The sequence below is a fragment of the Sphingobacterium paucimobilis HER1398 genome (genome assembly GCF_000416985.1).
GTDB classification, from domain to species: Bacteria; Bacteroidota; Bacteroidia; order Sphingobacteriales; family Sphingobacteriaceae; genus Sphingobacterium; species Sphingobacterium paucimobilis.
Genome location: NZ_ATDL01000021.1, coordinates 221,170 through 247,168, shown reverse-complemented (window position 1 = coordinate 247,168; position 25,999 = coordinate 221,170). Strand labels below are relative to the sequence as shown.

The 25,999-nt window shown below is 41.0% G+C and carries 15 protein-coding genes; all 15 read right to left on the bottom strand.

The features are described 5' to 3' along the window. Positions 1 to 16: 16 nt before the first annotated feature. Positions 17 to 874 carry a SusD/RagB family nutrient-binding outer membrane lipoprotein gene (locus M472_RS45655; protein WP_021069466.1) on the bottom strand — a complete coding sequence of 286 codons (858 nt, stop codon included), beginning with the start codon at positions 872 to 874 and terminating at the stop codon, positions 17 to 19. Next, positions 858 to 1,760: a SusD/RagB family nutrient-binding outer membrane lipoprotein gene (locus M472_RS45650; protein WP_021069465.1), complete on the bottom strand. Its 903-nt coding sequence runs from the start codon at positions 1,758 to 1,760 to the stop codon at positions 858 to 860. Before M472_RS45650 ends, M472_RS45655 begins: the two co-directional genes overlap by 17 nt. Positions 1,761 to 1,776: 16 nt before the next feature. Continuing rightward, positions 1,777 to 4,938, bottom strand: a complete 3,162-nt coding sequence (locus M472_RS41545; protein WP_031301480.1) for a SusC/RagA family TonB-linked outer membrane protein — start codon at positions 4,936 to 4,938, stop codon at positions 1,777 to 1,779. A 524-nt stretch (positions 4,939 to 5,462) separates the two neighbouring features. Beyond that, positions 5,463 to 6,008, bottom strand: coding sequence for an SRPBCC family protein (locus M472_RS41540; RefSeq protein ID WP_144062661.1), 546 nt, complete (start codon positions 6,006 to 6,008; stop codon positions 5,463 to 5,465). A 4-nt stretch (positions 6,009 to 6,012) separates the two neighbouring features. Continuing rightward, a complete protein-coding gene (locus tag M472_RS44760; RefSeq protein WP_022829290.1) occupies positions 6,013 to 7,179 on the bottom strand; it encodes a TlpA family protein disulfide reductase in 1,167 nt (388 codons plus the stop codon). Positions 7,180 to 7,198: 19 nt separating this feature from the next. After that, on the bottom strand, positions 7,199 to 8,320 hold the full coding sequence (locus tag M472_RS44755; RefSeq protein WP_081643112.1) for a TlpA family protein disulfide reductase: 1,122 nt from the start codon (positions 8,318 to 8,320) through the stop codon (positions 7,199 to 7,201). Positions 8,321 to 8,334: 14 nt separating this feature from the next. After that, complete coding sequence (locus M472_RS41530; protein ID WP_021069460.1) at positions 8,335 to 9,579, bottom strand: zinc metalloprotease; 1,245 nt, start codon at positions 9,577 to 9,579, stop codon at positions 8,335 to 8,337. An 18-nt stretch (positions 9,580 to 9,597) separates the two neighbouring features. After that, positions 9,598 to 11,082 carry a RagB/SusD family nutrient uptake outer membrane protein gene (locus tag M472_RS41525; RefSeq protein ID WP_021069459.1) on the bottom strand — a complete coding sequence of 495 codons (1,485 nt, stop codon included), beginning with the start codon at positions 11,080 to 11,082 and terminating at the stop codon, positions 9,598 to 9,600. Positions 11,083 to 11,087: 5 nt separating this feature from the next. Next, positions 11,088 to 14,621: a SusC/RagA family TonB-linked outer membrane protein gene (locus M472_RS41520; protein ID WP_081643111.1), complete on the bottom strand. Its 3,534-nt coding sequence runs from the start codon at positions 14,619 to 14,621 to the stop codon at positions 11,088 to 11,090. A 39-nt stretch (positions 14,622 to 14,660) separates the two neighbouring features. Next, the gene (locus M472_RS41515; protein ID WP_021069457.1) at positions 14,661 to 15,689 is read right to left on the bottom strand and encodes a FecR family protein; all 1,029 of its coding nucleotides are present in this window, start codon (positions 15,687 to 15,689) and stop codon (positions 14,661 to 14,663) included. Between the two features lie 469 nt (positions 15,690 to 16,158). Continuing rightward, entirely contained in the window at positions 16,159 to 16,737 is a 579-nt protein-coding gene (locus tag M472_RS41510) for an RNA polymerase sigma factor (protein ID WP_144062660.1), read from the bottom strand. Between the two features lie 146 nt (positions 16,738 to 16,883). Further along, positions 16,884 to 18,233 carry an acetylxylan esterase gene (locus M472_RS41505; RefSeq protein ID WP_158499883.1) on the bottom strand — a complete coding sequence of 450 codons (1,350 nt, stop codon included), beginning with the start codon at positions 18,231 to 18,233 and terminating at the stop codon, positions 16,884 to 16,886. A 44-nt stretch (positions 18,234 to 18,277) separates the two neighbouring features. Continuing rightward, complete coding sequence (locus tag M472_RS41500; RefSeq protein ID WP_158499882.1) at positions 18,278 to 21,922, bottom strand: YncE family protein; 3,645 nt, start codon at positions 21,920 to 21,922, stop codon at positions 18,278 to 18,280. A gap of 32 nt (positions 21,923 to 21,954) precedes the next feature. Continuing rightward, positions 21,955 to 22,848: a PorP/SprF family type IX secretion system membrane protein gene (locus tag M472_RS41495; RefSeq protein WP_081643110.1), complete on the bottom strand. Its 894-nt coding sequence runs from the start codon at positions 22,846 to 22,848 to the stop codon at positions 21,955 to 21,957. A 3-nt stretch (positions 22,849 to 22,851) separates the two neighbouring features. Continuing rightward, complete coding sequence (locus tag M472_RS41490) at positions 22,852 to 25,995, bottom strand: MBG domain-containing protein (RefSeq protein ID WP_081643109.1); 3,144 nt, start codon at positions 25,993 to 25,995, stop codon at positions 22,852 to 22,854. Between the last annotated feature and the right edge of the window lie 4 nt (positions 25,996 to 25,999).

Sequence of the window (25,999 nt, the reverse complement as noted above, 5' to 3'; positions counted from 1 at the left end):
TGTCATACAAGAGTTCTTACTTAGGCATATCACCAGGGTAAGCAAACCATGGAATGGACGTATGATAATTGTCTGCTGTGCCCGCGATAGGCTTGAGACTTTCTAATGCAGGAAGATTCCACATATACTCCGAATTATATCGCGGCCTCAGTCTATAACTTGGCGAACCGTCATTTCGGATATCATAGCGTCCCTTCCTATTTTCTACCTGAGCAGGAGACAAATAAAGACCTTTATACACTTTATTAGGATCAGTATCCCATTTTTGCTCCAATAAAGCTTGGATCCAGCCATTCCCATTACTTGGATACTCACCTGTATAGTCAATATCGTAATGGTATTTACGCATATCTACCCACGCCTCGGCTGCACCCCAAGGATATAATGCAACCCACTTTTGCATCATAATATGAGACAACGTAAGCTCCGACAGGCCACCGACAAAGGGTCCGTTTACATATTGAACTCCCAGTGTATTGAACAGCTCTTTGGTGATTTTATCCCCCCCTGTAGGACTTCCTTCTTTACCGGGATAGATATAACGAGCTGTTGTTTTCAAATCCGCATCCACACCTTTTTTAAAAGCTTCGAAAGCATCTGTCTTGCGTCCTACTTTCCAATATGCCTCAGCAAGACAAAATTGAACCTCCGCATAAGTTGTCAGAATGTACGGTACATCATCCCGATATATCCAACGACCAATACCATCATGCTCTGTGCCGCTATAAGCCGATGCAATGTTACGTCCATAGTAAGACGGAGCTTGTCCTATAGGACCTACTTTTCCTGTACCAGTACCTCCATAGTATTTATATGCTTTAATACTATCCTCATTATTGAGATTATTATACGTAGGGTTACTCGTTGTTCCCAACTTGACCGTACTCCGGAACTGTACCTGTTAGTACCTGAACAGCGTATTCATGCTGAAAATAATTATAGGTTAGATTTCCACGGGACGTACCCCAGAAATTATTATAGCCAGAATAAGGCGCGCTCTGAGAGCCAGCGTCAATCTTCACCGTAGCATCATCATCAGGACTTTGAAAGGACTTAGCTGCAGCATCAATCAACTCCTGTGCATACTTATCTTTAAAATCTTTCTTATTACTCAGTGAAGCCAGATTCCGGACGATTACCGCATTAGCAAATTTAATCCATTTAGACTTATCCCCAGCGTAGATATAATCATTTTTACTAATCTTATTTCCATAATTATGATTATCCTCCCGTTCCAACAGTTCAATTGCTGTGCGAGCCCAAGCCCTTACTTGATCATATACCTCATCTTGGTAATCATAGCTATGCGTCAACATATTCGGAACAAAGGCGTCTTTCAATGGCAACTCTCCATGCAATTTGGTCAAAGCATCCCAGCTAAAGGCCTTTATTGCGTAGCCGATACCAGCTAATGTCCAGTCCTCGGCTTCCACAGATTGATTAATCAGATTCTCCAAATTCATTCCTTGGGTCCAGTATACCGATCTCCAAACCTCTCCTCCGGCATCATTTCCCAATGCATAAGAGTGATTCGCAAAATTTGTATATAAAGTTACTGTTGTACCCATCATCTGTGTCATAGGTGCAACTGCCCGATAATCCCAGTATATTCCCTGATACTGTTGTGTAATATTAGCTAAATATAAATATCCATCTGCATAATCTGGCGCATCGATATTCTTATTAACGTCTAAATATTTTTTGCAGCTCCCCGTCATCAAAAAAAACGGCATGAGCATATAAATAAATCCCTTTTTCATGTTTGCCTAATTTACTTTAGTTTAAGGTTAAACTCAATCCCACTGAAAATCCCCGAGGATTAGGTATAGACCAAAGATCATAGCCTTCTCCACCAGTTCCCCCTGCTGCTGCTGATACCGTATTACCAACAGCATCAATACCCGAATAATTTGTCCAGGTAAACAAATCATTACCAACAAAATAAACATCCATCGCTGAGATAATTCTGCTTTTGCTCAAAACCTTCTTAGGTATTCGATAAGAAAGGCGTAACTCTTGCATACGGACATAATTCACATTTTTCTCTAACCAGTCTTCATCACCCCCCAAGAAAATAGTAGCACCATAGGTATTGAAATCAGCAGCAATATTATTACGCGTAGGATTCTCTGTATTCTCATTTCCATCCCTCAAAACACCATTAAAAACGTAAGAACCACTTTCTCTGAGATTTACAGACTCCCAACTTGTACCATTGGTCATCATCGTCCGTTTCGTACCATTGATTACTGTAGCACCAAAACGACCAGCAAACAAACCAGAGAGGCGAATATCTTTATAGGTCAACGATGTCGTAATGCCAAACCGTACCTTCGGCTCTCGATCGCCAATAACCGACCAAGTATCTTTTGTAATTGGAAGACCTGTACCCGGACTGATCAGCACATCTCCTTTATCATTTCTCTCATAAGCACGGCCAGTTAATGTTGTAATAGGCTCTCCAACCATAATACCATTTCGCACATTCCCGGAAATCCATGTATAAGGGTTATAATACTCTGTGACATTATCTGGAAGATAAAGAACCTTAGACTTTCCTTGTGAAGCATTGACCCCTAAATTCCACGTCAAACCATTTGGTTTCTTAATAATATCTCCATCGATATGCCCTTCCCATCCCCAGGTTTTAAACGACCCTACATTCATTGTATTCAATACGAATCCTGTTGCATAACTCAGACGAAACCCCTTAACGATCTGATCCGCATTTCTTGTACCGAAATAAGTAAAACTAGCATTCACTCTATTATTGAACATCCTTAAATCTATACCTCCCTCGTGGGCAGTCGTCATCTCGGGTTTCAGATTAGGGTTTGGCCCTGTATATCCATAAAGAAAACCTCCTCCAGACAATTCGCTATTCTCAAGCTGTGGCTCAATCTCTAACGGACCAGCATCTTTACCTACACGCGCCACAGAACCTCTTAACTTCAAGTAGTTAATCGCAGGGATAGCCTTCATAAATTCTAAATCTGACAAAATAAAGGAGCCTTCAATTGCTGGATAAAAATACCTATTATTATGAACTGGCAAGGTAGAAGACCAGTCATTACGACCTCTGAGAGTAATGAAGGCAATATTATCATATCCAAATTCCATCTGGGCAGAAAGCGCCTGTATACGCCGTTTGGTATTCCGCTGTGTCCCTGTCTGTGTAAGCGGATTTGTATTATTTATAGATTGAAAGTCAGGCACGGTAAAATCTGTACCATTCATTGCCGAACGTGTCACCCCGTTCTCCATCTGATGATAACCTACCTGCCCAGAGAACGAAAGTTTTTCGTTCAAAAACTTGTTGTTATATCCTGCAAGAATGTTGATTGTAGGGTCTGAAAAATTGGATTGTACTAAATTATATTGGCCAGTTCCTAGATTTTTATTATAGTAATAGGGGTGTGTAGAGGTCTCAAAGGTCTGCATACCCACATCCCAACCTACCTGTGCACGAAGGAACATATTCTGGATAGGTGTTAAATTCATAGCAATATTACTCAAAAACCGATCCGACTTATCATAGAACTTGTTCCTGTACATCGCAAAAAGTGGGTTCAAAAGATCTTCGTCGACATAATAATCCGGCTTTCTCATATGGCTTCCGTCGGCCGCTAGATAGTTGCTCATATCATCAACGACAGGCCATAACATCGCTCTATACAGAGGACCGTCGGTACCCCTCAAAACCTTATCGTTCCCCATCTTGGTATATTGCATAGATCCCTCAAACTTAAGCCAAGGAGTCACAGCAGCCTGCCCAGCCAAACTCAAACTGGTTCTATCATATCCAGTAGTTTTCAACACTCCATCCTGATTCAGCTGAGAAAAACTAGCACGTATAGTCGCCTTTTCTGTACCAGCATCAACAGAAATATTGTGCCTTTGCTGTGTACCCGTCTGCAGTATCGAACCGATATTGTCATACAGTTTCATACCGTCTGGATACAGTCCACCAAACCGTGCCGTATTATAGTAATTGGTCGTGCCATAATTACCATTGGCATATTTGGTCTGCATATCTGGATAGCCATACGCTTTATCCCATTTAAAATAGTTTCCATAAGTAACCGTTCCTTTCCCTGCTTTACCTTTCTTTGTAGTGATAATAATTGCTCCGTTAGACGCATCAGATCCATACAAAGCGGCTGCCGCCGCTCCTTTTAAAACAGTAATAGACTCTATATCTTCTGGATTAAAGTCACTGCCTCGAGACGCAAAGTCCAGGTTATTGACGGAGTAGGTGTCTACTCCACCACCCGCCATTCCACTCAAAGGATCAAACGTAGAATTATTCATTGGTACGCCATCCACAACATACAGCGGTTGGTTATTGCCCGATATCGAGGTAATATTCCTCAATATAACAGTTGAAGAAGAACCAGGCGAACCTCCTGTTGAGGTTACATTAAGCCCTGGTACACGTCCGGCCAATGCAGAAATAAAATTTTCTCTTCCCGACTCACTTATTGTCGCACCGTCAATCTGTTGCACAGAGGAACCTATAGCACGACCAACGCGTTTCATTCCAAACTCTGCCGTCACCATTACCTCTTCAATATCACCGGATCCTTCCTCAAGCCTGACGGACAAAGAACTGGAAGACACAACCACCTGCTTAGATTGATATCCGACAGAACTAAAACGTAACGTAGAACCTATAGGTGCCTGAATAGAATAACTCCCATCTGGCCCAGATTTTGTTGCTACCGTTCCGCCAACAATGGCAATTGTGGCCCCTGCAATAGGACCTGCTGGCCCTGAAACGCGCCCCTTAACCGTTTGTTGGAGAACGGTGTTGGTAAAACTGGATCCCTCTAGAAGAAGTAACGGTTTTCCGATCATTCGGCTTGGCGTTCCATAAGAAAATTGAGGTGAAATAGCTAATGCCACTCCTACCACAGAAAATAACATCGATTTCCTCATGATTGGTTTCTTTTTAATAAATGGTTAAACATCATAACTTGCTTTATTACAAATCTCGTTATGAAATAAAGACGAACTCCTTTATGCTTCGCTATTACTAAACATATTTATTTAGGTTAGAAAATAATCTAAACAGGAATTAATCATCCCTTCATAAACTTATTGATTTTAGGTGTATAAATTAATCAGCCAAATATGTTTGCACTACCGACACACATATCATCATAATTTGGTTACAACAATTATAGCGATTAATATTCTATAATCTTGCATTTTATTTAACAAAATAAAATAAAAGTTGCAATATAACGCACAAACAACACCAATCAATCGGTTGAATTACGTTTTTAAACTTGTAAAAAGCAGCAAAAACAAGCATTCCGACACAATACCGCACACCACATCAAATCAATGTACTTTGTAACAAAATATATCCTGATATGTTGTCAATTAGCCTTTTTAGTATAAAAAAAGGTGTTCCTCACAAGGAACACCTTTCATATTAACTCATTTTAGCAACAGTACTAATTCATTCGCATAGCAGGAACTGACTTAGGCTTGCTCAAGTATTTGGCATATCCAATCTTATATGCTTCGATCTCGGTTTTGAACTGTTGTATCAACAATTCCTTAGCATCCTTGGAGCCTTCGATATGAACACGCCAATTGAGCTCCGAGCTTGCATCTCCCTTTTCCTTGGTAAATAAAGCAAACTGAGCAGACTTAATTCCCTTGGGCAAAGAGCTGTCTTTCAGCTTGAATACCAGAAAGCGATGTTGGTCCTCGACCTGACTCAGTAATTCTTCTCGCTTGCTACCATCTTTGAAAGTCACCTCACGTAGAATAGGCATGATATCGTCTTTGTTGATGATGGATAGTACCAATCCATTGGAAAGCTTTTCTACCAAGCTGTAATCTTTCATTGCAGCCCACAGGACGTCACGTTCTACTGGGACCTCCATTTTTTCATCAATCGCCCACTGTACCTGCTGTGCTGCCGCCATCTGGGCATAACTAGACTTAGTAGCGATCCCTACTAAGACACAGCATAATAATAAGACCTTCTTCATGATGTTATTTGTCTAAAAGCTTCGCAACCTCTTTCTCCAAAGCCTCGCCACGAAGATTCTTAGCAACGATCTTTCCATTAGCATCCAACAGATAATTCATCGGAATGGCAGTAATATTATAATATTGCGCAGCTTCATTCTTCCATCCTTTCAAGTCAGAAACCTGAGCCCATGGCATTTTATCATCTTTAACTGCCTGAATCCACCTATCCTTCTTATCATCCAAAGAGATTGCAAATACATCAAATCCTTTGTTTTTGTATTTGTCATACACTTTTAATACATGAGGATTCTCTGCCCGACATGGACCACACCACGATGCCCAAAAATCTACCAATACATATTTTTTGCCTTTTAGGTAATCATAAAGGTTAATGTTTTTACCATTAGGATCCGGCTGTGTGATATTAATAAACTTAGCCCCGTCTTCTGTTTTCTTTGCAGCAGCAATAGCTTTGTCGATATTCTCTTTCACTTCTTTAGCTTCTGTTAACCAAGGGTATTTTTCTATCAATGGATTGACATACTCTAGAATGAAATCCTGATCTCTACGTGGACTCACGTAGCCTAATGCATATACCACCTGGGGGTCATTTTTGAAAGCCTTGACAAATACTTTAGCTGTAGCACTGTTTCTAGAAAACTGATCCATGACCAAATCCTGCAAATTTTTCGTCAGCGCAGTATCTTTAATCTGCATCGCCATATATTGTGATTTACCTGCAGCAATAGAAGTTTGATAATTCTGGTGTGTCTCCCAATTCAACATGTTGATCAGTTGATTGTCTTTACCTTCGGATTCAATAAAAATATAGGGAGGATTTTTAATTACAATTTTTGCTGTATCCATTCCTCGAAAATCAATCTTTAGGTCATCATTACCCGCCCAAAATGTAATACGATCCCAACCAAATACATCCAAGGAGTACAAGCGTGGTGTCTTAGCAGGGACCTTAATCTCGTACGTGCTATCTGCCTTCAATTGAATCGTTTGGAATACTTCTGCATCCTTCATCGGTTTATCCTTCAAGGTAAACGGATACTTCTCCTGATGTTCTTTAGCTGGAGGGAAATTGACCTTACCTTTTACTGTAATATAATCACGTGTCTGTGCAAATAAACTTGTTGCCATCAACAGACCCGCTGTTACACTTAAAATTATTCTTCTCATCTTATATAATTATAAATATTTAAAATTTCACCTTGAATATTTCTTCGAGTTTCTTCTCCATTTCTCCTCCCCCTTTGGGATCAAAACCGATCTCTTTCATAATGATCTTGCCAGACGGGTCAATGAGATAGCAAGTAGGAACTGCACTGACGTTAAATAGTGCACTCGAAATCTTACTGTCGTCGTATAGCTGAGGCCAAGGATTCGACTCTTCGCCTACCGCCTTCAGCCAAGCCTGCTTATTTTGGTCAATAGAAACATTCACAATCTCAAAGCTCTTCCCTTGCAACTTGCTATACACTTCTCGAACACGAGGAAAGGAAGCTCTACACGGCGAACACCACGACGCCCAGAAATCTAGCAGCACGTATTTACCTTTGAACTGTTCAAAAGATTGTGCCTTACCATGCTGATCAGGTAATTGAAAATCTTTAACTACAGCGCCTATGTAGGCATTCCTAAGACCTTGTATCCTTGCATACAAAGATTGTGCATCATCACCAGCTTTGACACGTTCTGACAATCGATTATAATATGCTTCTAAGCGATCGACAGGTAAACTAGAAGCTTGAGACAGGATAAAAACAGGTGATACCATAGCGTCTGCTTTGACGAAAATATTTAATAGAGAATCATTAAGACGCACCATCAACTCATCTTTAAAGCTCGTAGCTTCGTCAAAATGAGCGCTTTCTTTTTTTAGAGCATCTTCTCCATATTTTGCCTTAGCAGCACTAAAAGCAGCCATAAAAATCTTTGATTTTTCCTGGTTGTAGTTATAATATGCTGCTGCCGATTCCAATCCTTTTACTTTTCCCGATGATAAGCCTTTCACCACATCAAATTCAACTTCGACAGTACCAGACTGATCATAAAAAACAACCAAAGGAGAGTACATTCTTCTTTTGGCCCGGTCGTATTCTATAGAAATTGACCGAGAACCAACACCTTGATCTTCAAACTCCACTTCAAAGCGGCCATCTTTAATCACTGCCGAATCTGTTGCCATCCGATTGGCTATGTACACTTTATTGTGCCCTTCAGTATCTCCTGTTACATGGCCTATCACTTTGATCTTGACCTGTCCAAAAGCCAATTGTGCTGCCAATAGACCTACCGCTGTATAAATTATTCTCATCATATAATTATTTGTTATTATTCTTTCCAAGCCTTACGTACAGGAGAACGATCCATCACCAGACGCATCCGATCCACCTGTCCTTGCGTAAAGCAGTTCCGCAACGAAGGATACCGAATATCATCCATCGCATTGTTTGCCAAAAACTTATCTCCATCAAGTCCAACTTTCAACAATGTCTTAAATGAGTTGTCACTGGTATTATACTTCCGGGTGTCATATACGAAATCATTGACTACAGTAGTTCTAAAGACACCATAATATGTACCTAGATAGGATGCTAATTCCACCTCTTTTTCCATGCCTGGAATAAAAACATTGCGGTGGACACCTAAACCATATGTGGTATAAAAATCGTTCTGAGGCACTTCGGATTCTGAAACGACTATTTTATCGACACCTCCCAAAGGAGTCTCACCAGCGCCGACTATCTGATAATTTGCCCTGTTATTCCCTAAAGAACTATTAGCAGTCATAGGTAAAACATAAATATTTAAATACTTTGATTTGTCCCATTGATAGCTAGAAGTCGTGTTAATCCTATTGGTGAAATCGGACAGACTAAAAAAAGAACTAGCCCTCCAAGTTGAATTATACACAATATTATTATAGCCAGGACGTGGCAGTATCGCGCCACTTGGGGAGTACTTAGCCAATCTAAACTCAATTTGTGCATTACCGCCATTAGGATCCTTGCCCATTGCATTCGAAAACACCGCATTAGCATAAGTTATTCCCCCCTCTAGATGTTTCTGTTGAATCAGCTGATAGGTAAGTGGATCGTACGTGGCATCTGTCGTTGCGAGATCAAAGACATGAAAAACCACATCAACATAACGCTTTACCGGAAGAGGAGTTGGCTCTTTAAGCTGCACCGATTTCACTTCAGATTTATATCCTCCTAACTCAGCATAAATATCAAGCTTCGGATTACTCATATCTTTAGTCCCATATTCCATCCCGTCTACCAGTTGACCATTCACAAAAATCTTCAACGCAGCAGACGGAAGCTTCCGATAATCCACAAACATCATAGTATCTTTCTCTCCACCAGTCTCTGATTTAATCCTAACCTTCCTAAACAGCTCGACCACGAACTGTAATTTAGCTTGACCGTTGGCTATTAAAGTGGGACTCCCTGTTGAAAAATATAGTGAATCAATATCCGATCCCGTAGGAGAATACAGTTCATAATTAAAGGACTCTTTATTACATCCTTGTAAAAGGATCAATCCAATAAAAAACAAAAAAAACTTTTTCATTATCGTATTTCGATTAGATTAAAAAATGATTGGATTCCAGCCCTCATTAGGCACGATATCTGGATTTTCCTGAAGCTCTGCTAAAGGAATTGGCAAGGCATAATGGTAATCATTGGCTGACACCTTAACGTCAAAATTCTTATCAAAAAACCTCAAATTTCTAGAGATATTTCCAATTTTGTAACGTTTCAAATCTATCCATCGTTTGTCCGTATCCGTAAAAAATTCTTTACGACGTTCGTTAATAATTTCATTTAATAAATTCTCTCCGGTCAAATTGTTTTTAACCGTCGCTCCTCGAAAACCTTTAAATTTATTCAGTGTATTTAAAGCCTCTCCTTCTTCATTATTCCTGAAGTAGGCTTCCGCAAGAATCAAATAAGCTTCCTCCGGTGTAAATAAGTGTACGCGTACGTACTTAGCTCCATATGCTGCTCCATCTGGCCAGGCTGAAGACAACGTATTATTAACAAAATATGCCTCTTTACGAAAATCATTATTATCAAATAAAGCCAACAAATCTGAAGCTACAATAAGGTTAGCGGGCGCAAACCCCATGTAATCCCAGGGTGATCCAAAAAAGCCCGCAATACCACCATAATTACGGCCTTGCATATAGATTGCTGGATATTGTGTATCCAAATTCTGTTGTACACTTTGAAAGGCTGCTAGGGTGCTAGGAATCCGTTCATCCACCCCGGCAATAGCTCCTTTCGCATATTGAATAGCACTTTGATAATCATCTGGTGCTTTAGAAGCGGTTTCAGCCTTAAACCAATACACCTGAGCCAATAGATTCTGGATAAAACGTTCATTGAAAAACCGAGAGTATCCTTCTTTGGCTCCAACTGAATGAAAGTATTCCAGCGATTTTTTCAAATCTTCAATAATCACAGTATATACTTCAGAGGATTTCTTACGTTTCATCTCTACACCGATCACCTCTTTGCCACTATGCAGATACAGAGGGATACCCATGCTTTCATCATCCATTGGAGCAAAATATTGTTGTAACTTGAAAACATAATATGCTCGGTGTACCAACATCTCTCCTTTCACACGTAGTAACTCATTCGGATCCGCTATTACCAATTCATCGCTCTGATCGATCAATGCATTGAGAAAACCAATTGTTTCATAATACTTATTCCAAATAGCATCTACAGTCTCTATATTGTTAAACAGTAGATTATTCGCGTAAAACTTTTCGTTTTTATTGTTATTCTGCGGATTCACATATTGTCCCATATTAGCTTTGAAGTCGAAATTATCCGAATAAGCTTCAAACATCATGTTCTGATCTTCCGTGACAATAGGATATGGACCTACAATTGGTTGTGTGTTCGACTTAGCAAAGGCATCAAGGTACCCAGCAAGTACCGACTTCAGATCACTTAAGGTCGTGACTGCCCGCTGATTTTTTGGAGGTAGGTCCAAAAATTCTTTACACCCCTGGAGCAATACCCCTCCAATCAATATATAAAATAAAAATAGCTTCTTCATGTCAATTAAAATCCAATGTTTAAGGAAAATGTATAACTACGCGTTGTCGGATAGCCAAATGCCATCTGAGTTTCCGGATCAGTACCCGAATAAGGCGTTATCGTAAATAAGTTGTTGGCAAGCAAACCTATTTGAAGCTGTTTCACAAACTTCTTGAACATTGCTGGATTTGCACGCCAGTTCAGACCGAGTTCAGTACATTTGATATACGCGCCTGACTCAATATCCTTATCCACCAAGTATCGTGTGTAATTAGATGTCCCTTGCGAATAAAACGGAATATCCGTCACATCACCGTGTTGCCTCCAGCGATACTGTTGATTTTTCAAACGGTTGGTACGACTCGCCGTCACATCATCGGTCTCTCCACTTGGTCCTTCACGGCGATCCTGAAAACCTTTGATCATATTACCATCTGCAAATACGAAGTTGCTCGTCAAGGTTATATTTTTGTAACGAATGCGTGTATTAAATCCACCATACATCTTCGGATCCTGCTGGCCTAAATAATAGGTTGTATACTTGGCTTGCAGATCAGCTGTAGAAATCGTGGACAGATCAATGACTTCATCACCAACGACAGCCCCTTGCCCATCGATACGCTGTGCATTAACCATCATATGTCCATTAGTCGGATCAATATGGCTAAACTTATATCCAAACCACGACCGCATTGCATAGTTTTCAACATTTCTAGGATCGAGTGAGGACACATTCGGTGTTCGTTTATTATATACTTTATCCAAATTGTTCTTCACAGTTGTCAGGTTGGCACCCACCTCCCACAACCAGTCTCTATTTTTTACAACGTCGACACGAGCAGATAACTCCCAGCCTTTGTTAGACAAAATGCCGGCATTCATCATAGAAGAAGTACGCCCCACTGAAGCTGGCAAAGCTACATCATCCAATAGGTCCGTCACTTTATTATCGTAATAATTGGCTTCAATATTAACACGACTATTCAATACGGACATATGAATCCCATAGTTGATGTCACGCTTTCTTTCCCATTTCAACACAGGATTACCATAATTAAAGGCAGTTGCCTTAGCAATATCATCATAGATTACGGCCCCCAATTCATAAGTATGAAACGGATAAACCGAACGGTTGATACTGCCAGTATACCCATAACCATACGCCAACACAAAACGATTTAACCAAGGAAGGTTTTCCCGAACAAAAGCTTCTTCATGCGCATTCCATTTAACACCGGCAGACCACAAGGGTGTAAATTGATTTTTTGATCCGATAATGTCCACACCATCTGACCGAAAATTGGCATTCAGCACATATCGGTTAGCATAAGCATAAGCGATCGAACTAATGAACGAAACCGAACGATCTTTTTCGTAATATGTACCGCCCAACCTACTCAAATCCATTTTTTTATAGTTAGAAGCAGGAATATCATCCCAAGATGGATATCCCGCCATCCGATAATCTTGCAGATAGACCGGATTAAAGTGTGAAAACCGATTATTTGTACGCTCGGAAACCTCATTGGCAAAAAATCCTTGAACATAGTGCTTCTCCACAAATGTCTTATTATACTCTATCGTATTGCGCACAGTATAGTCGATGGTTTTCCCCGAATTTTCCTCCAAAAATCCATAGTTGAATTTCTCCAATATACCCGCTCCTGTAGTTTTTGCACCATTAAGCCTGTTATCTGCCCATGAACGGTAAGTTCCCTCACGAGACTCATCCATAGACTGTACATTCGTATAATTCAACACAGCTGACCCCCGGTATTGAAAACCATCTAAAAACTTCCATTCTACTCCTAATTGACCTCTAGCATTACCATAATCTGTACTCAACGTATTTTCGCGAAGTTCTCTAAGAATATTAAAGGTCTTGTAATTGAGATCAGAGTAATAGTTAAGGTCATTATCTACACTTCTATAGCTTTTATCCCAAGCATAGGTGCCGTCAGAATTATATGGCTTTTCGTATGGGTTAGCAAACATAGCATACCGGAACGGATCTAACTTAGACTGGCCTTCTTTGTTCTTTTTGATTGTGGTATAAAGGTTAAAATCGACCAACAACTTATCATTAATATTCCTGGTCAGTTTCGCACTCATACCACCTTGTTTAAACTTATTCTCCATCAAAGTGCCATTTGCGTCTTGATAATTCAGGGATACATTATACTGTAATTTAGTACTGCCCCCCGACATGGAGACATTATGCGTTTGCTGATAAGCAGGACTGTACAAGACACCCATCCAATCGGTATTGATGTCACCTAATTCTCCTATCCTTCTTTCAAGTTCGTCTTGGGTAATAGTCCCATTATCTGCTTGCATCAAAAGCTGATTAACGCGACCACCATATCCGGGATGAAAATCGTCATATATTTGTCTTTCAAACGCAATCTTCTCTGCCGAATTCATAAAACTAAATGAATTCTCAGGACGCATCGTCAATCCTTGTTTCGTGGAATAATTGATGTAGTCTTTACCTACCTCCCCACGTTTCGTGGTAATAACAATAACGCCATTGGCTGCACGTGCTCCATATATAGAGGCTGCAGTAGCATCTCGGAGAATATCTATCGTGGCGATATCTTCGGGCGGAATATTACCAATACCATTGGTCAATAGGCTATTGATATTCGAACTCGTTTTATCCATGCCAGCCACATCACCATTCTGTAAAGGCATTCCATCCAAAATAATTAATGGTTCAGCATTACCGGTCATAGTATTGCTACCTCGAATCACTATAGAACCAGTCTCTCCAGGACGGCCAGAATTTGACCGAACATACACCCCTGTCATTTTCCCACGTAGTGCCTTATCGATAGTCGTAATTCCAGCCCCCTCCAAATCTTCTCCCTTGATCGAGGAAACATTCCCTACCAGCTTGCTTCTCTCACGTTTTTGCAAACCTGTGGAAACAACAACATCTTCAATCTCCTGTGCTTTGATTTTTAGAGCTACCGTCAATGTTTTTTGTGCTCCTACCAGCACCTCCATTGGGTGGTAGCCTATACTGTTCGTAATGATAGTCTGTGCAGGCGAGATTCGCTGCATTTTGAAATTACCATTCTTGTCAGTAGACGTTCCAATCTTAGTTCCTTTAATCAATAAAGTCGCTCCTACAACTGGCTTGCCGTTTTCATCAACAACCTTTCCTTTGATGGTATCTCTTTGATCAGTTTGCATGGCTACCGCAGGAGTAGAAGTTTCGGCGGACTTTTCAGTCTTCTTTTTCACCAATACTTGCTGTCCGGACAACTTAAATTCCAACTTGGTTTCCTTCTCTAAGAGTTGGATTAAACGTTCAATAGAACAATTGGTACAATCGATTGAAATCGCTGGTACAGCAGCAACAGCCTTATCATACAGAAAGACATAATTGCTTTGCTTTTCAATCTGGCTAAAAATACCAGGTAGTGACTTCTGCCTTACGGAGATATTAATCTGAGCCAGCACTACCCCCACGTGAAAAACAGCTAGACACAGTAGTACCCAATGTATTGGATAAGCTCTCCAGTGCCTATACTTCATGAAAAAATGCTTCATAATGGTTTTGAGGTTAAATAAATTATAATTAATTGATTGTTAGTTTTTTTCGACTTGTATTTCGATATCAAAGAATCGAAGCATATCAACGACTTCTTTCATCGAATCCGTTCGTTTGATACGTCCAGATATTTTCTTGGTTGTATCTTGCTGCTTTATACCGATCGACACAGGATACCATCGCTCCAACTCCTTAACAATAGTCTCTGCATCAGCATCATCAAAATAGAAATCTCCGTCTTTCCAGGCTATCACCGCTCCCGGATTACTCAACGTCTGTACAATAGGTCCTGTCTTTCCATCCAACTGAATAAACTGCTCAGCAGGCTTTAATACAACAGGTCTACTACTTTTATCAGCACTGGTCACTTGTACTGCCCCCTCTAGTAAAGTGACCGCCTTTGTTCCTTCTTCTTTATATTGCCTGATATTAAAATGAGTACCCAGCACCCGTACTTGCTGCCCATCTGTTTTTACGATAAATGGTGACTTCCGATTATGTGCAACTTCAAAATACGCTTCTCCATCAATCGTTACCTCCCGCCTGTCACCTTGAAAACGAGCAGGAAAAACAATCTTTGAAGAAGCGTTAAGCCATACTGCAGTACCATCAGAAAGTATAATCCGCAGTTGCTTTCCTCGCGCAGTCTCTACAATTTGTTCCTGATCAAGTAAATCCTCTTGATGTAGCTTCCGAAAATCCAAGACTTGATCGGCAATGGCCAAATAGGCAATATTAGTATCTAACCCATTTTGGTCATCCAATAAAATGGTGTCTCCATTGGATAGCACGAGCTTTGATAGCGTGCCTGCATCCGCAAAAACCTCTCTCAACTGATTTTCGCCGAGATACTGATGATTCGTAGCACTACGATACATCCATACCGATACGGACAGAAACAATACCATTACTGCAGCAGCTACAGCCCATTGGTTCCTATAAAAAGGAACGACCTTCGCATCGACAATACTATCGAGACTGTAATCTCCATCCTGCTGAGCTTTGGCAACAATTCCTCTCCACAGTTCTTCCTTTTTATACTTATTTGGCCTATTGGATAGCATCATATTTTTGAGTTCTATAGGTATAGTCTGTCTTTTTTTGAAAACATACTATGTAGGAATGAAATATTTTTATTTTTTTATTCTTTGTAGAAAAGTGAGGTATATGGTGCTTAAGGAAGGATTAAAATCAACATCATCTTGTCGCTCGAGCCGCGACAGGGCTCTTCTTTCTCCTTGAACGAGAAAGAAGCAAAGAGTCAAGACTGTGTAACCTATGTTCATCACGGCACATAAAGCTATACGTGCGGTTTCCTAGGTCGCCGCAACACTGCCCACCCATAGACTGGAAATCCTTGGTTACTGCAATATGTACGATAATCTGTGATAGCTTTATGGCCTTAGTCTCCATATGTTACAAGGTCGCCTTTTCACGTGTTGATTATTGATCGCTTGTTCCTTTTTATCAAGAAAAATTGCGTAGCAACCTCCAGAGGAAACGAACATGCCCCGCGCCGGCAGAGAGGCGCACCTTTTAAAACTTAATGAAAAACAAAAACAGCAACCAAGTAACTTTATCTCCAAACCGCAGCTTTAAACGTTTCAAAGCAGATGAGATTTGGTTTCTCACTGTTTGTACCGATATACCCAGTTTGTCGGCGATCTGTTGGGCAGAAAGATTTTCAAAACGGCTCAATAGAAACACTTCCCGCATCTTATCAGGCATAGCATCTATTTCCTTCTTTACCAATTGGTTTTCTTCCGAAAAATCATCCTCCTCACCTTCGCGGAAGCTATAATCCCAATATTCTTCCTGTTCATCAAGAGGAACGAAAATCGGAAACTTGTCTCTCTGTGCATAGAAATCATATATCTTATGCCTCAACATAGATAATAGATACCCCTGTATATTAGTCTTCACATGCCAATATCCTCTATTTTTCCATATAATATAAAACACGTCTTGGGTTATATCCGAAGCATCTTCTTCTCGGGGAAGTTTCTGAAGAGCCATACGGTACACTTTTTTCCAATAGCTGTCGAATAGCTTTTTAAAAGCTATGGGATCAGCATCATTGATCGCCTGTACCATTTCAAGATCTTCCCTATTCAAAATATGAGTAGTTTATCCGTGTCCAGATTAGTTAGTGTAACATTTTAGATGTCAAGTATAAGAAAAAACAAGTGTGAAAGAAAAAAATAAATAAAAAAGCCCCTGATAAAACGAGTTACCAAGGGCCTAACTTCACTTATTATTTATTATTTCACAAGATTTTTTGTCAGCCAAGCGTAGGTTTTGGTGCGTTGTGCTGGATATATTTTATGTTCCCCCTCAGGTATAATATACAACTGCTTTGGAGATTGTATTGCATTATAAGCGGCAAAACAGGTCGTCGGTGGGGTTGTAACATCGTTGAATCCCCATGATAAATAGGCCGGGACACTAATGTCTTTAGCGAAATTGACCACATCAAAATAAGACAAACTCTTCATTACGGTCTCTTGATTGTCCTTATACAATTCTGGCTTGGTAAAGAAATGAGGCCATCCTCCTGCTCTGTTATTCAGATATCCTGTGAAATCACACATAGCTGGACACAATGCGACCATATAATTGATCCGTTTTTCCAGAGAGGTGGTAATAATGGACAATGCTCCACCCTGACTGGAACCCCAGCCGCCAACATTCTTACCGTCGAATTGCGGTAAGGAATAAACTAAATCTACCGAACGCACACAACCCAATACCACATTTTTGTAATAAAAAGAGTCTCTATTGGCAATACCTTTATATTGGTAATCCTTTAACTCATTAACCTGTAGGTCCGCATAGAAAGCTTTATCATGGATGACAGGTTTACCATGAATATATAGATCCAGTGTTATAAATCCCTTTGCTGCTGTACCGGGATCCCCTCCAAGCGGCGCCCACCCAGCTCCCGGAAAACGAATAATAGCTGGATACTTTCCTTCCTTCTTAGGAATCGACAACACACCAAAAAAGCTCTTTACTCCATCATTATAAAACTGATATTCAACCTGGTAAACATCTACATCACTCGTGCTTCTATCCGATATTGGAGTGAGCTTTGTATTTAGTGGAGTCGTCTTTGACTTAGCAATTGCCTCTGCCCAAAAAGCTTTAAAATCGGTAGGCATCACTACCGTAGGTTTAATGGTTTCAGGTTCAAAAGCTACAGTCGCTACTGACTTATAAATCTTATCCTTTACACGTACACGTACGTCACAACGAAGAAAACCAGCGGTACTGACCACTTCTCCGGGAAGCTCGGCATAACCTTGCTCTAAGGAAATCGTCCCTTTAGAAATAGGTTCCATTTTCTCCATTCCTACCATATACGTCATATTTGCATTAGCAACAGGCTCTCCGTCAACGAACAGCTTTATTTTAAACATTGGCTTTTCGCCAATTTTATAGATCCAATCTTTCTTATCGGGTAAAACAGCAAATTCTACTCCATCTGTTTTTACAACCTTCGGCTCTTCTACATCGATACCTGCGAGATTATGTTGTGCCTGCAAAGGTGACCACGCGATAGATAGCCCTGTCGCCAGCACAACTGCTACTAATACAGTCTTTAAGTTCATTCTTTTATTGATTATCATTCGTTCCAAATTTAGTATCTACACAACTATAAACCAATGGCGTAAATATTCCTTCCAGAGAAGAAAGAAGCTACTCCTCCATCCGCTGCAATCTTGGGTTGATATAATGAATTGACATCCTGTTGATAAGGATACTTACCCAATACCTGTCCTGCCGTATTTAATACATAACCAAACCCATCGATACACGTCGCAAAAAGTTTATCCCCCTGTATCTTCAAGTCAGTCAATTGTGCAGGTAGCTTTACATATTTCAAGACCTTACCTGCGCCATCCAAGTAGACCACATCCCCCATCTCTGTTGCAGTAGCCAACTTGGTCTCACCGTCCTCCACATCTACAATAGCAATGGGGCGTCCGCCAACATTCGCCCGCCAAGTCTTAAAGCTGTTTCCTTCAGGAACATTGACATATAACCAACCGTCACCCCTTCCAAATACAGCTTCTTTTTTCCCGTCACCATCCAAATCCTTAATAACAACCGAATAGTTCCATGGTGAAGCAGAAAATGCTTTAGAGGGTTGTCCTTTATGATTAGCTAATTGATGGTAATAGTATTCGGCTCCTATGGCAATATCATCGAATCCGTCACCATCCATATCTCCTGCAGCGCCTACTGTAGCTCCATGGGTAATGGGACAACGCCAAATAAGTTCGCCTGTCGTTGGTGAAAAAGCATAATAGTGCCACCCTTGGGATCCCACGATCAAAGCTAAATCCCCTTGGGTATCCAATTTTGCAGGAAACATCGTAGTCACCGTACCAAATCGCCTATGCCAAGGAGCTATAGGCTTGGACCAGGCTATTTTCCTGTTCTCATCGACCAGATATACCATTGCCTTGGCATCGTCTAGATTTTCCGGAAAAACAGCAATAGCCCATTTTGTTCCTTTTCCGGTTTGTATAGGAGCTATCGCTGTAATCTCCTTAGCAAATTGATGTTCAAAAAGCGTATTCCCTTTTTCATCCATAAGGACAAAAGTTCCATTACCAGTACCCACCGCTATCTCTTTCCCCTGCTTTGCCAGATAGGAGATGTTACTATTCAGTGTTTTGATTGTAGCAATCTTACTTTCCGCTGTTTCAACACGAACAGGATTGGATGGTTGTAATTGTACACCCTTTAAAAATTGTGTACGGAGAACTGTTAAATAAGGCCCGCTAAGCAATTCTTTAGCATCGATAACAATATCTCTTGCTGTTTCTGATGTCCATATATAGTCTCCAATTTTTACGGTACGCGCCCCTGAGGCCAATATTCCTTCTGGCCCCATAAAACACCGATCAGCATCTATTTCCACATCTTTATCCACATACTTTCCAATAATGGCGAGATGATATTCTGATCCAGATTGTACGGCATATACATGGCCCGCCAATTGATGGATACGAGGAGCTACCGGATTCTCTCCCTCTACAGCATGCATAAAGTTTACATAATACAACTTATCTCCTTTCTTGTAAGCCCCCTGTTTGCGCTGCACCACTTGTCGACTGTTCAGATCGAATGACTTTTGGTACCCCATGAGGTTACCATCTTTACGCCCCACACCACTTTCAAAAAATGTCTTTGTAAAGCGCGTCGCTCCACTTCCTTCAACAATAAAGAAGTTATAAGGAATGCCATCATTCAAATTTTTCTGTGTCAACTGCACTGCTTGATCCTTGACCTGCATGTTTCCCACACTTTTCCAAGAAATCTCAATTCCATAACTACCAGGCGTCAGCACATCGACTTCGTCAATGATCCAAAGCCCCTTGCGAGCAAGGTAATTAATATTTCGGGTCCAATTGACACCATTATACTGTTCCAACTGCAACGACAATAGAGATTGCTGCTTATTACTGCTTTCTAAAGAGGCTCGTACCTGGGAGGCAGCGGCTTTATTCCTTACTTTAAAGTTACGACTAAAATCAAAGTGCTTTCCATCCCTATTCACTACCATGGAATTGTGGTCTTCTGGAAATTTACGGATGTAATCTCCCTCCCATAACCACACCCTATCGCCCACCATATATTGAGCAAGGCCATTTGCATCAAAGTGACCATGGTTACGCCCATCACCATTAATCCCAGTAACTGTTAGGAAATCAGCCTTATCATCCCAACCACTCCTGAATATAGCCTTATCCAATAAGGGTCTATTGAACAATCCTTTTATTTTGTATTGGGTCTGTTTGAATTCATCTAAAGTGAAATAGCTCAGCCCATGCGTATCTGCCCCCGGAGAAGCCATATCTATCGGTGTCTCAATCCCCTTACCGGCATTGTTTCTATTGATTAGCTTCAGGATATACTTAGCTTCTTCATCATCAAAAAGATCGATAGCCTGTTTGAGGAATGGATGTGAACTATAGTGTCCCAACGCATTGGCATCGCCATATCCTGCCAAGTAGCCAAGATGGTTGTACTGAGCCTTTGCAAAGCGCAAATATCCCTGGAACAATGGTGATTTGAAAAAATCAAGTTTATACCGACCGCTCACAATAGCATAGTCTATAAATATACGATACACCAGATATTGATAACCTGCTGCATCTTCAGGCGAATAGGGATGTGGCGCCACGCCATCAAACCCATTATCTGCGACTTCCTTCCAATAGCGCGCAGGTTGATAATCGTATCTCGTCAACAGATATCGAGCAGAAGCAGCGACAGTCCTCGAAGCAAAACAAGAGTGATTGGTAATATAACCTTTAGTACCTTCATCATAGAACTTCATGGGCGCTACCATCTCCCAAAAATTCATTGACTCTTCGGCTATACGTCGCATAAACTCAATGGCCTTCAACCGATCCGTATCCGAAAAAGCTTTCGAGTTTTCGACTGTATACATATACGTCGGAAAAATATGAAATTCAAAAGTCGGCGGTGTCTTATTAGGACCATCATATTTGTCATAGCGCTCCAATATCATATTCATCATCTCGGCAAAAGTCTTTACATAAGCATCATCACCTGTCATCTTGTACTTTTGCACAGGCTTTGCCAAGAATGTCTCCAAAGCTATATTATTTCTACGCGAATCATCCTTAGCGTAGTGCTCCAACAGTTCTTCAATAAAAACTTTGTGATCCTTGGTCGCATCTTCATTCTCCCACCCCTTACACGCTATAAAATAAGGGATCTTGTCTGGTTTAGATGATTTTTTGACCAATATTTTGATCGCTTCGTCAAAATCAGCGTCCGTATTGCCATTGATATATAGCACGTCTTTGCCCCACGACAAAGCATTGGGAACAGTCCGTACCTCATAGCCTCTGTCATTATTCCCTAATAAGTTATTGGCATCAAGCTCACGTAGGGGCATATTATATTTTGCGGCTCCAAAAAGTATAATATTCTTATCTCCAGATCTCGCTTCATCCCAGTCGACTAAAGGAACTTTTACCTTCCAAGCTTTCTCCAGCTCCTTTTGCAAAAGCAATCCTTTTTGATTATTTGCATCCTTATCCGCCTTGACAATCACAGCATTTGCTTGAGCTCCCTTTTTTGCCATAGCTATACTCACTCTTCCTTTATAAGCTCGGGTTCCTGCAGGAATTGCCGTAGTTACTTCTCTCTGAAGACCGTAAGTAACGGTCGAGTAGAGATAGTTGTCTATATTTTGGGCCAGGCCCTGAAAGCTCCAGATGCAGAGCAGGATAAAGGTTAATTTAATTTTATGCATGTTTTTATTTTTCTCAATAATACCTGTAAACATTATAGCATCTTTATACCGCCCACTCTATAACGCAAGCCGACCTCATGGGTGTTACTCGAGATCCGTTGGCTATTGACCGCATTGCCAGGGCTAAACTGATAGCTGTATCCCACTCCTATATTTCCAATATTAAGCTGTAACAGACCTGCCAGATCTCCTTTATTCTGTACTCCCAAGCCTATACCAAACTTTTGGGCAAAGAAGGCTAAGGCATTAACATCAAATCGTGCTCCTGAGCCCTCCATATGGCTCACAATAAAGGAAGGACGAACATGAAAACCATCATCAATACGCAATAGCGCCCCACCTGTGGCATAGTATACTTGTCTAAAATGATAATCCTGGTCACGATGACGCTTGTTGAGGACAAAACGTGGAATGGATACACCAACATAATAAGTGTCTTCCTTAAAATAAGAAGTACTAATACTTACAACACCTTGATTGGTACGAGTATCTTGAGCAAACAAAGGGTCTGAAGGCGCCAACTTGGAATATTCGCCCGTATGCATCAATATCCCTCCTCCTAGAGATAGTCCCAAGTATTCCTTTTCTGAAAGACGCACGGCCGAAGCCACATAAGCGCTTAACTCACGTTCTTTTTCAACACCAAGGCTGACCTGTCTCATATCTAGTCCTACAGTCGCCCCGAAACGTTTGATCCCCATATGGCCACTTACCCAATAGGATTTGGGGGCACCATCGATTCCAACCCATTGCTGCCTGGTGAGGATTGTTGCGGCCCCGTTTGGATCCATTAAACTCAGCGAGCCATTAAAGGCAGTTCTCAACTGTCCAAATTGATTGTAACTGAGACTATGCTGTCCGTAGCTCATCAAGGGTATCCATGACATAGAGACTACATATAGTAAAAGAATAATGTATTTTTTCATCTGTTAGTTCTTTTTCACGACAATAAATCCTTGATAATACTGCCAATTGCCACTGATCTTAATTTTCAACTTATAGAAATAAGTACCGTCGGGAACATCCATTCCCGTAAATACACGTTGATCATTATCATATCCCGTGATTTCTTTAATCAGATTGCCACTACGGTCAATGATTGTTAAATGATTCTCAGGATATCTTTCGATATTTTCGATAGTCAGAAAATCGTTTACTCCATCCCCATTAGGAGACACCGCCTGTTGAACGACGATGAGCGGACTGCTTTTAGGATCTATAATCTGAACCAGTGCTGTCACATCAGTTGCTGCTTCATAGTTATGATTTCCCACCTGTGATGCCTTCACGGTAAGCGTTCCTCCTTTTAACAATACCAGCTCAGCGCCCACTGCCGTGGCCAACCTCTCGTCATCCACTGTCAACGTAACTGGCAATTGACTGTCAGATGTGGCCACCACAGGTAGTGTTCCCGCGTTCAACTGTACCTGTGTCGCTACTGATAGCGTAATCACCTGTGATGCCTTTGTAATCTTAAATATCGCTTCTATAAAATCATTGGGATTCCATTCATAATTCGTACTATTTAATGAAAGTGTATAAGGCTGGATCTGATATTCCCCAACATCCTCACCCGGTTCACGCTTTAAAGAACCGCTAAACAAGCTGAAGGGATCCTCATTATGTACTAAGCCTGTCACTGTATATGCAAATACAGGATCATCATGACCATATACTTTGGTATTGGCTACTGCAGATATCGTTAACGCTACCGGCTTAATAGAAAATAATACCTGAGGATCCGAAGTAATCGTATAACTTGATGTAACATCTTGTCCATTCCCATCCTTCACTACTAACGCATCTGTCATAAAAGGATAATGCCCTACATCTTCACCTGCACCACGTTCCAATGTTCCGGTCAAACTATAGCCAGAAGGAAGACTACCTTGACTGACGATGTATGTAAATGCCGGATCATTTGCCCCGTAGAGTTTGCTCACCTCTCCTGTGGCTGTAATCGTAAGCGGCATACCAATAATCTGAAACTGTGCAGGATCTATTGTGACTACATAATTACTGGTCACATTGTCCGATCCACTCATCACGGCCAAGGAACCCAAGTGAAAATCATAATACCCCATGGTCTCCCCAGCATTACGAGTCAGTGCTCCCGTTGTCGTATGCCCAGTATTTAATGTCCCTTCTGAAACACTAAAATTAAAAGTCGGCTCTCCCGTTCCAAATGATTTCGTCAATACATTTGATGAAACAGTTATCGGTCTTTTTTTCACCACAACAGTAAATTCTAATTCAGCACCATCGAGATTGGATGTCCCTGGTAACGTTACTTTCAGTGTTCCCTCTTCACCTGAGGCATTGGCTCTGACACCTTTGATGGTATACGTATTGCCTACAGATGGTGTAGTGACAGCGAGTAAAGGGTCTACTGCTGGATCTTGGACAAAGGAAAAAACCGGAGCTGGTACATCAAGATTGTTGTGTGATAGTGTCAACGTTCCTTGATCTCCATAGACTAGCTCCAATGGATCGCCTGCCTCAACAGGAATCTCATTTGTACCATCATTCCATGTTGCTGTGATTTTAATAACAGGCTTTAACTTCTGTATGAAAGCCGCATAGGTAGTACTACTGCCCGCAGTCAAAGGAAACGCATTACCATTAGAATTAAAATCTACAGTTCCAGTGAACCTACCCGCTGTGTAAACATTGCCAAGCTTATCTACTGTAACAGAATGGCCAGCGTCACTTCCTGCTCCTCCCATCGACTTCGCCCAGACAAAGTTACCGTCATTATTGAGCACCAATACAAACGCATCTGTTAAACCATTAGACACCAACGGAAAATTACCTTCCCCTGGATCAAAATCAATATCAGCCCCAGCGGTAAAATATCCTGTTGTGTAAACATTCCCCTCCCCATCTAAAGCAATGGAGTATCCGGAATCAGCAGCAGCTCCACCAATATTTTTGGCCCATAACACTGTTCCATTTGTATTGAGCTTTTGTACAAAAACATCATGTACACCTGCACTAATAGAAGTCAGTTTTATCGATGGACCGAAAGGCGCATTATTTCCGCGAAACCCTCCTGTCACATATACGTTGCCGGTCGGATCTACTGCGAGACCGAAGCTATCATCATGAGGAGCTGGAAGTCCCATACTTTTTGCCCAAGAAACAGTCCCATTGGCATTAATTTTAGTTACAAAAATATCTCTAGCACCAGTAGTACCAGCATTAAGTGTCACATTCCCAAAAGTAGCAATCCCTGTAAAATTTCCAGTAACATATACATTCTTCGCTGCATCAACCCCTAAAGAATATCCCACATCATTGGTCGGCCCTCCCATGCCGATAGCCCACACAAAGTTGCCATCACGATCCAATTTTTGAACAAAGATATCTGTAGTACTCCCCTGTCCGACAAGATTATAAACACCAGAACCTGGATCAAAATCTGCAGTTCCCACAAAACTTCCTGTGGTATACACGTCACCGTCAACATCCACTGCAATACCATTAGCTATGTCAAAGCCAGTACCTCCCATTTGTTTGGCCCATATAAAATCTCCTTCTGTACTTAGTTTCAGTACAAACCCATCTGCTGCCCCTTTAGAGGTAAGCACGGTAGAAGGATCAAATTCCACCGTTTGCGTGAATCGTCCTGTCAAATAGACATTTGCCATGTTATCTAAGGCTATACCATAAGCGACATCATCGGTAGCCGAACCATATCTCCTTGCCCATAAAAAATTACCATTAGCATCTAGTTTTTGAACAAAAATATCTTGCCCACCGGTTGAACTCATCAAATAGGCCCCTGATCCAGGGTCAAAATCGACATTCGTACCTTCAAACTGCCCAACGACATAAACGTTTCCGCTCGCGTCCACCGCCGTAGAAAACAACGCAGCATCCCCTCTAGTAGCGTTCACATTCATAGATACAGCCCAGTCAAAGGTATGTTCCTGTGCATATCCAACTTTCGCTATTGACAACGAAAGAATAGAAACACAGATATATACCAGTAGAGACGTTCGTTTAAAAACAAAGCCTCTGCTAGTATATTCAGTCTTTAGAAGACGTTGAATTGAATTAAATCTTATCATAACG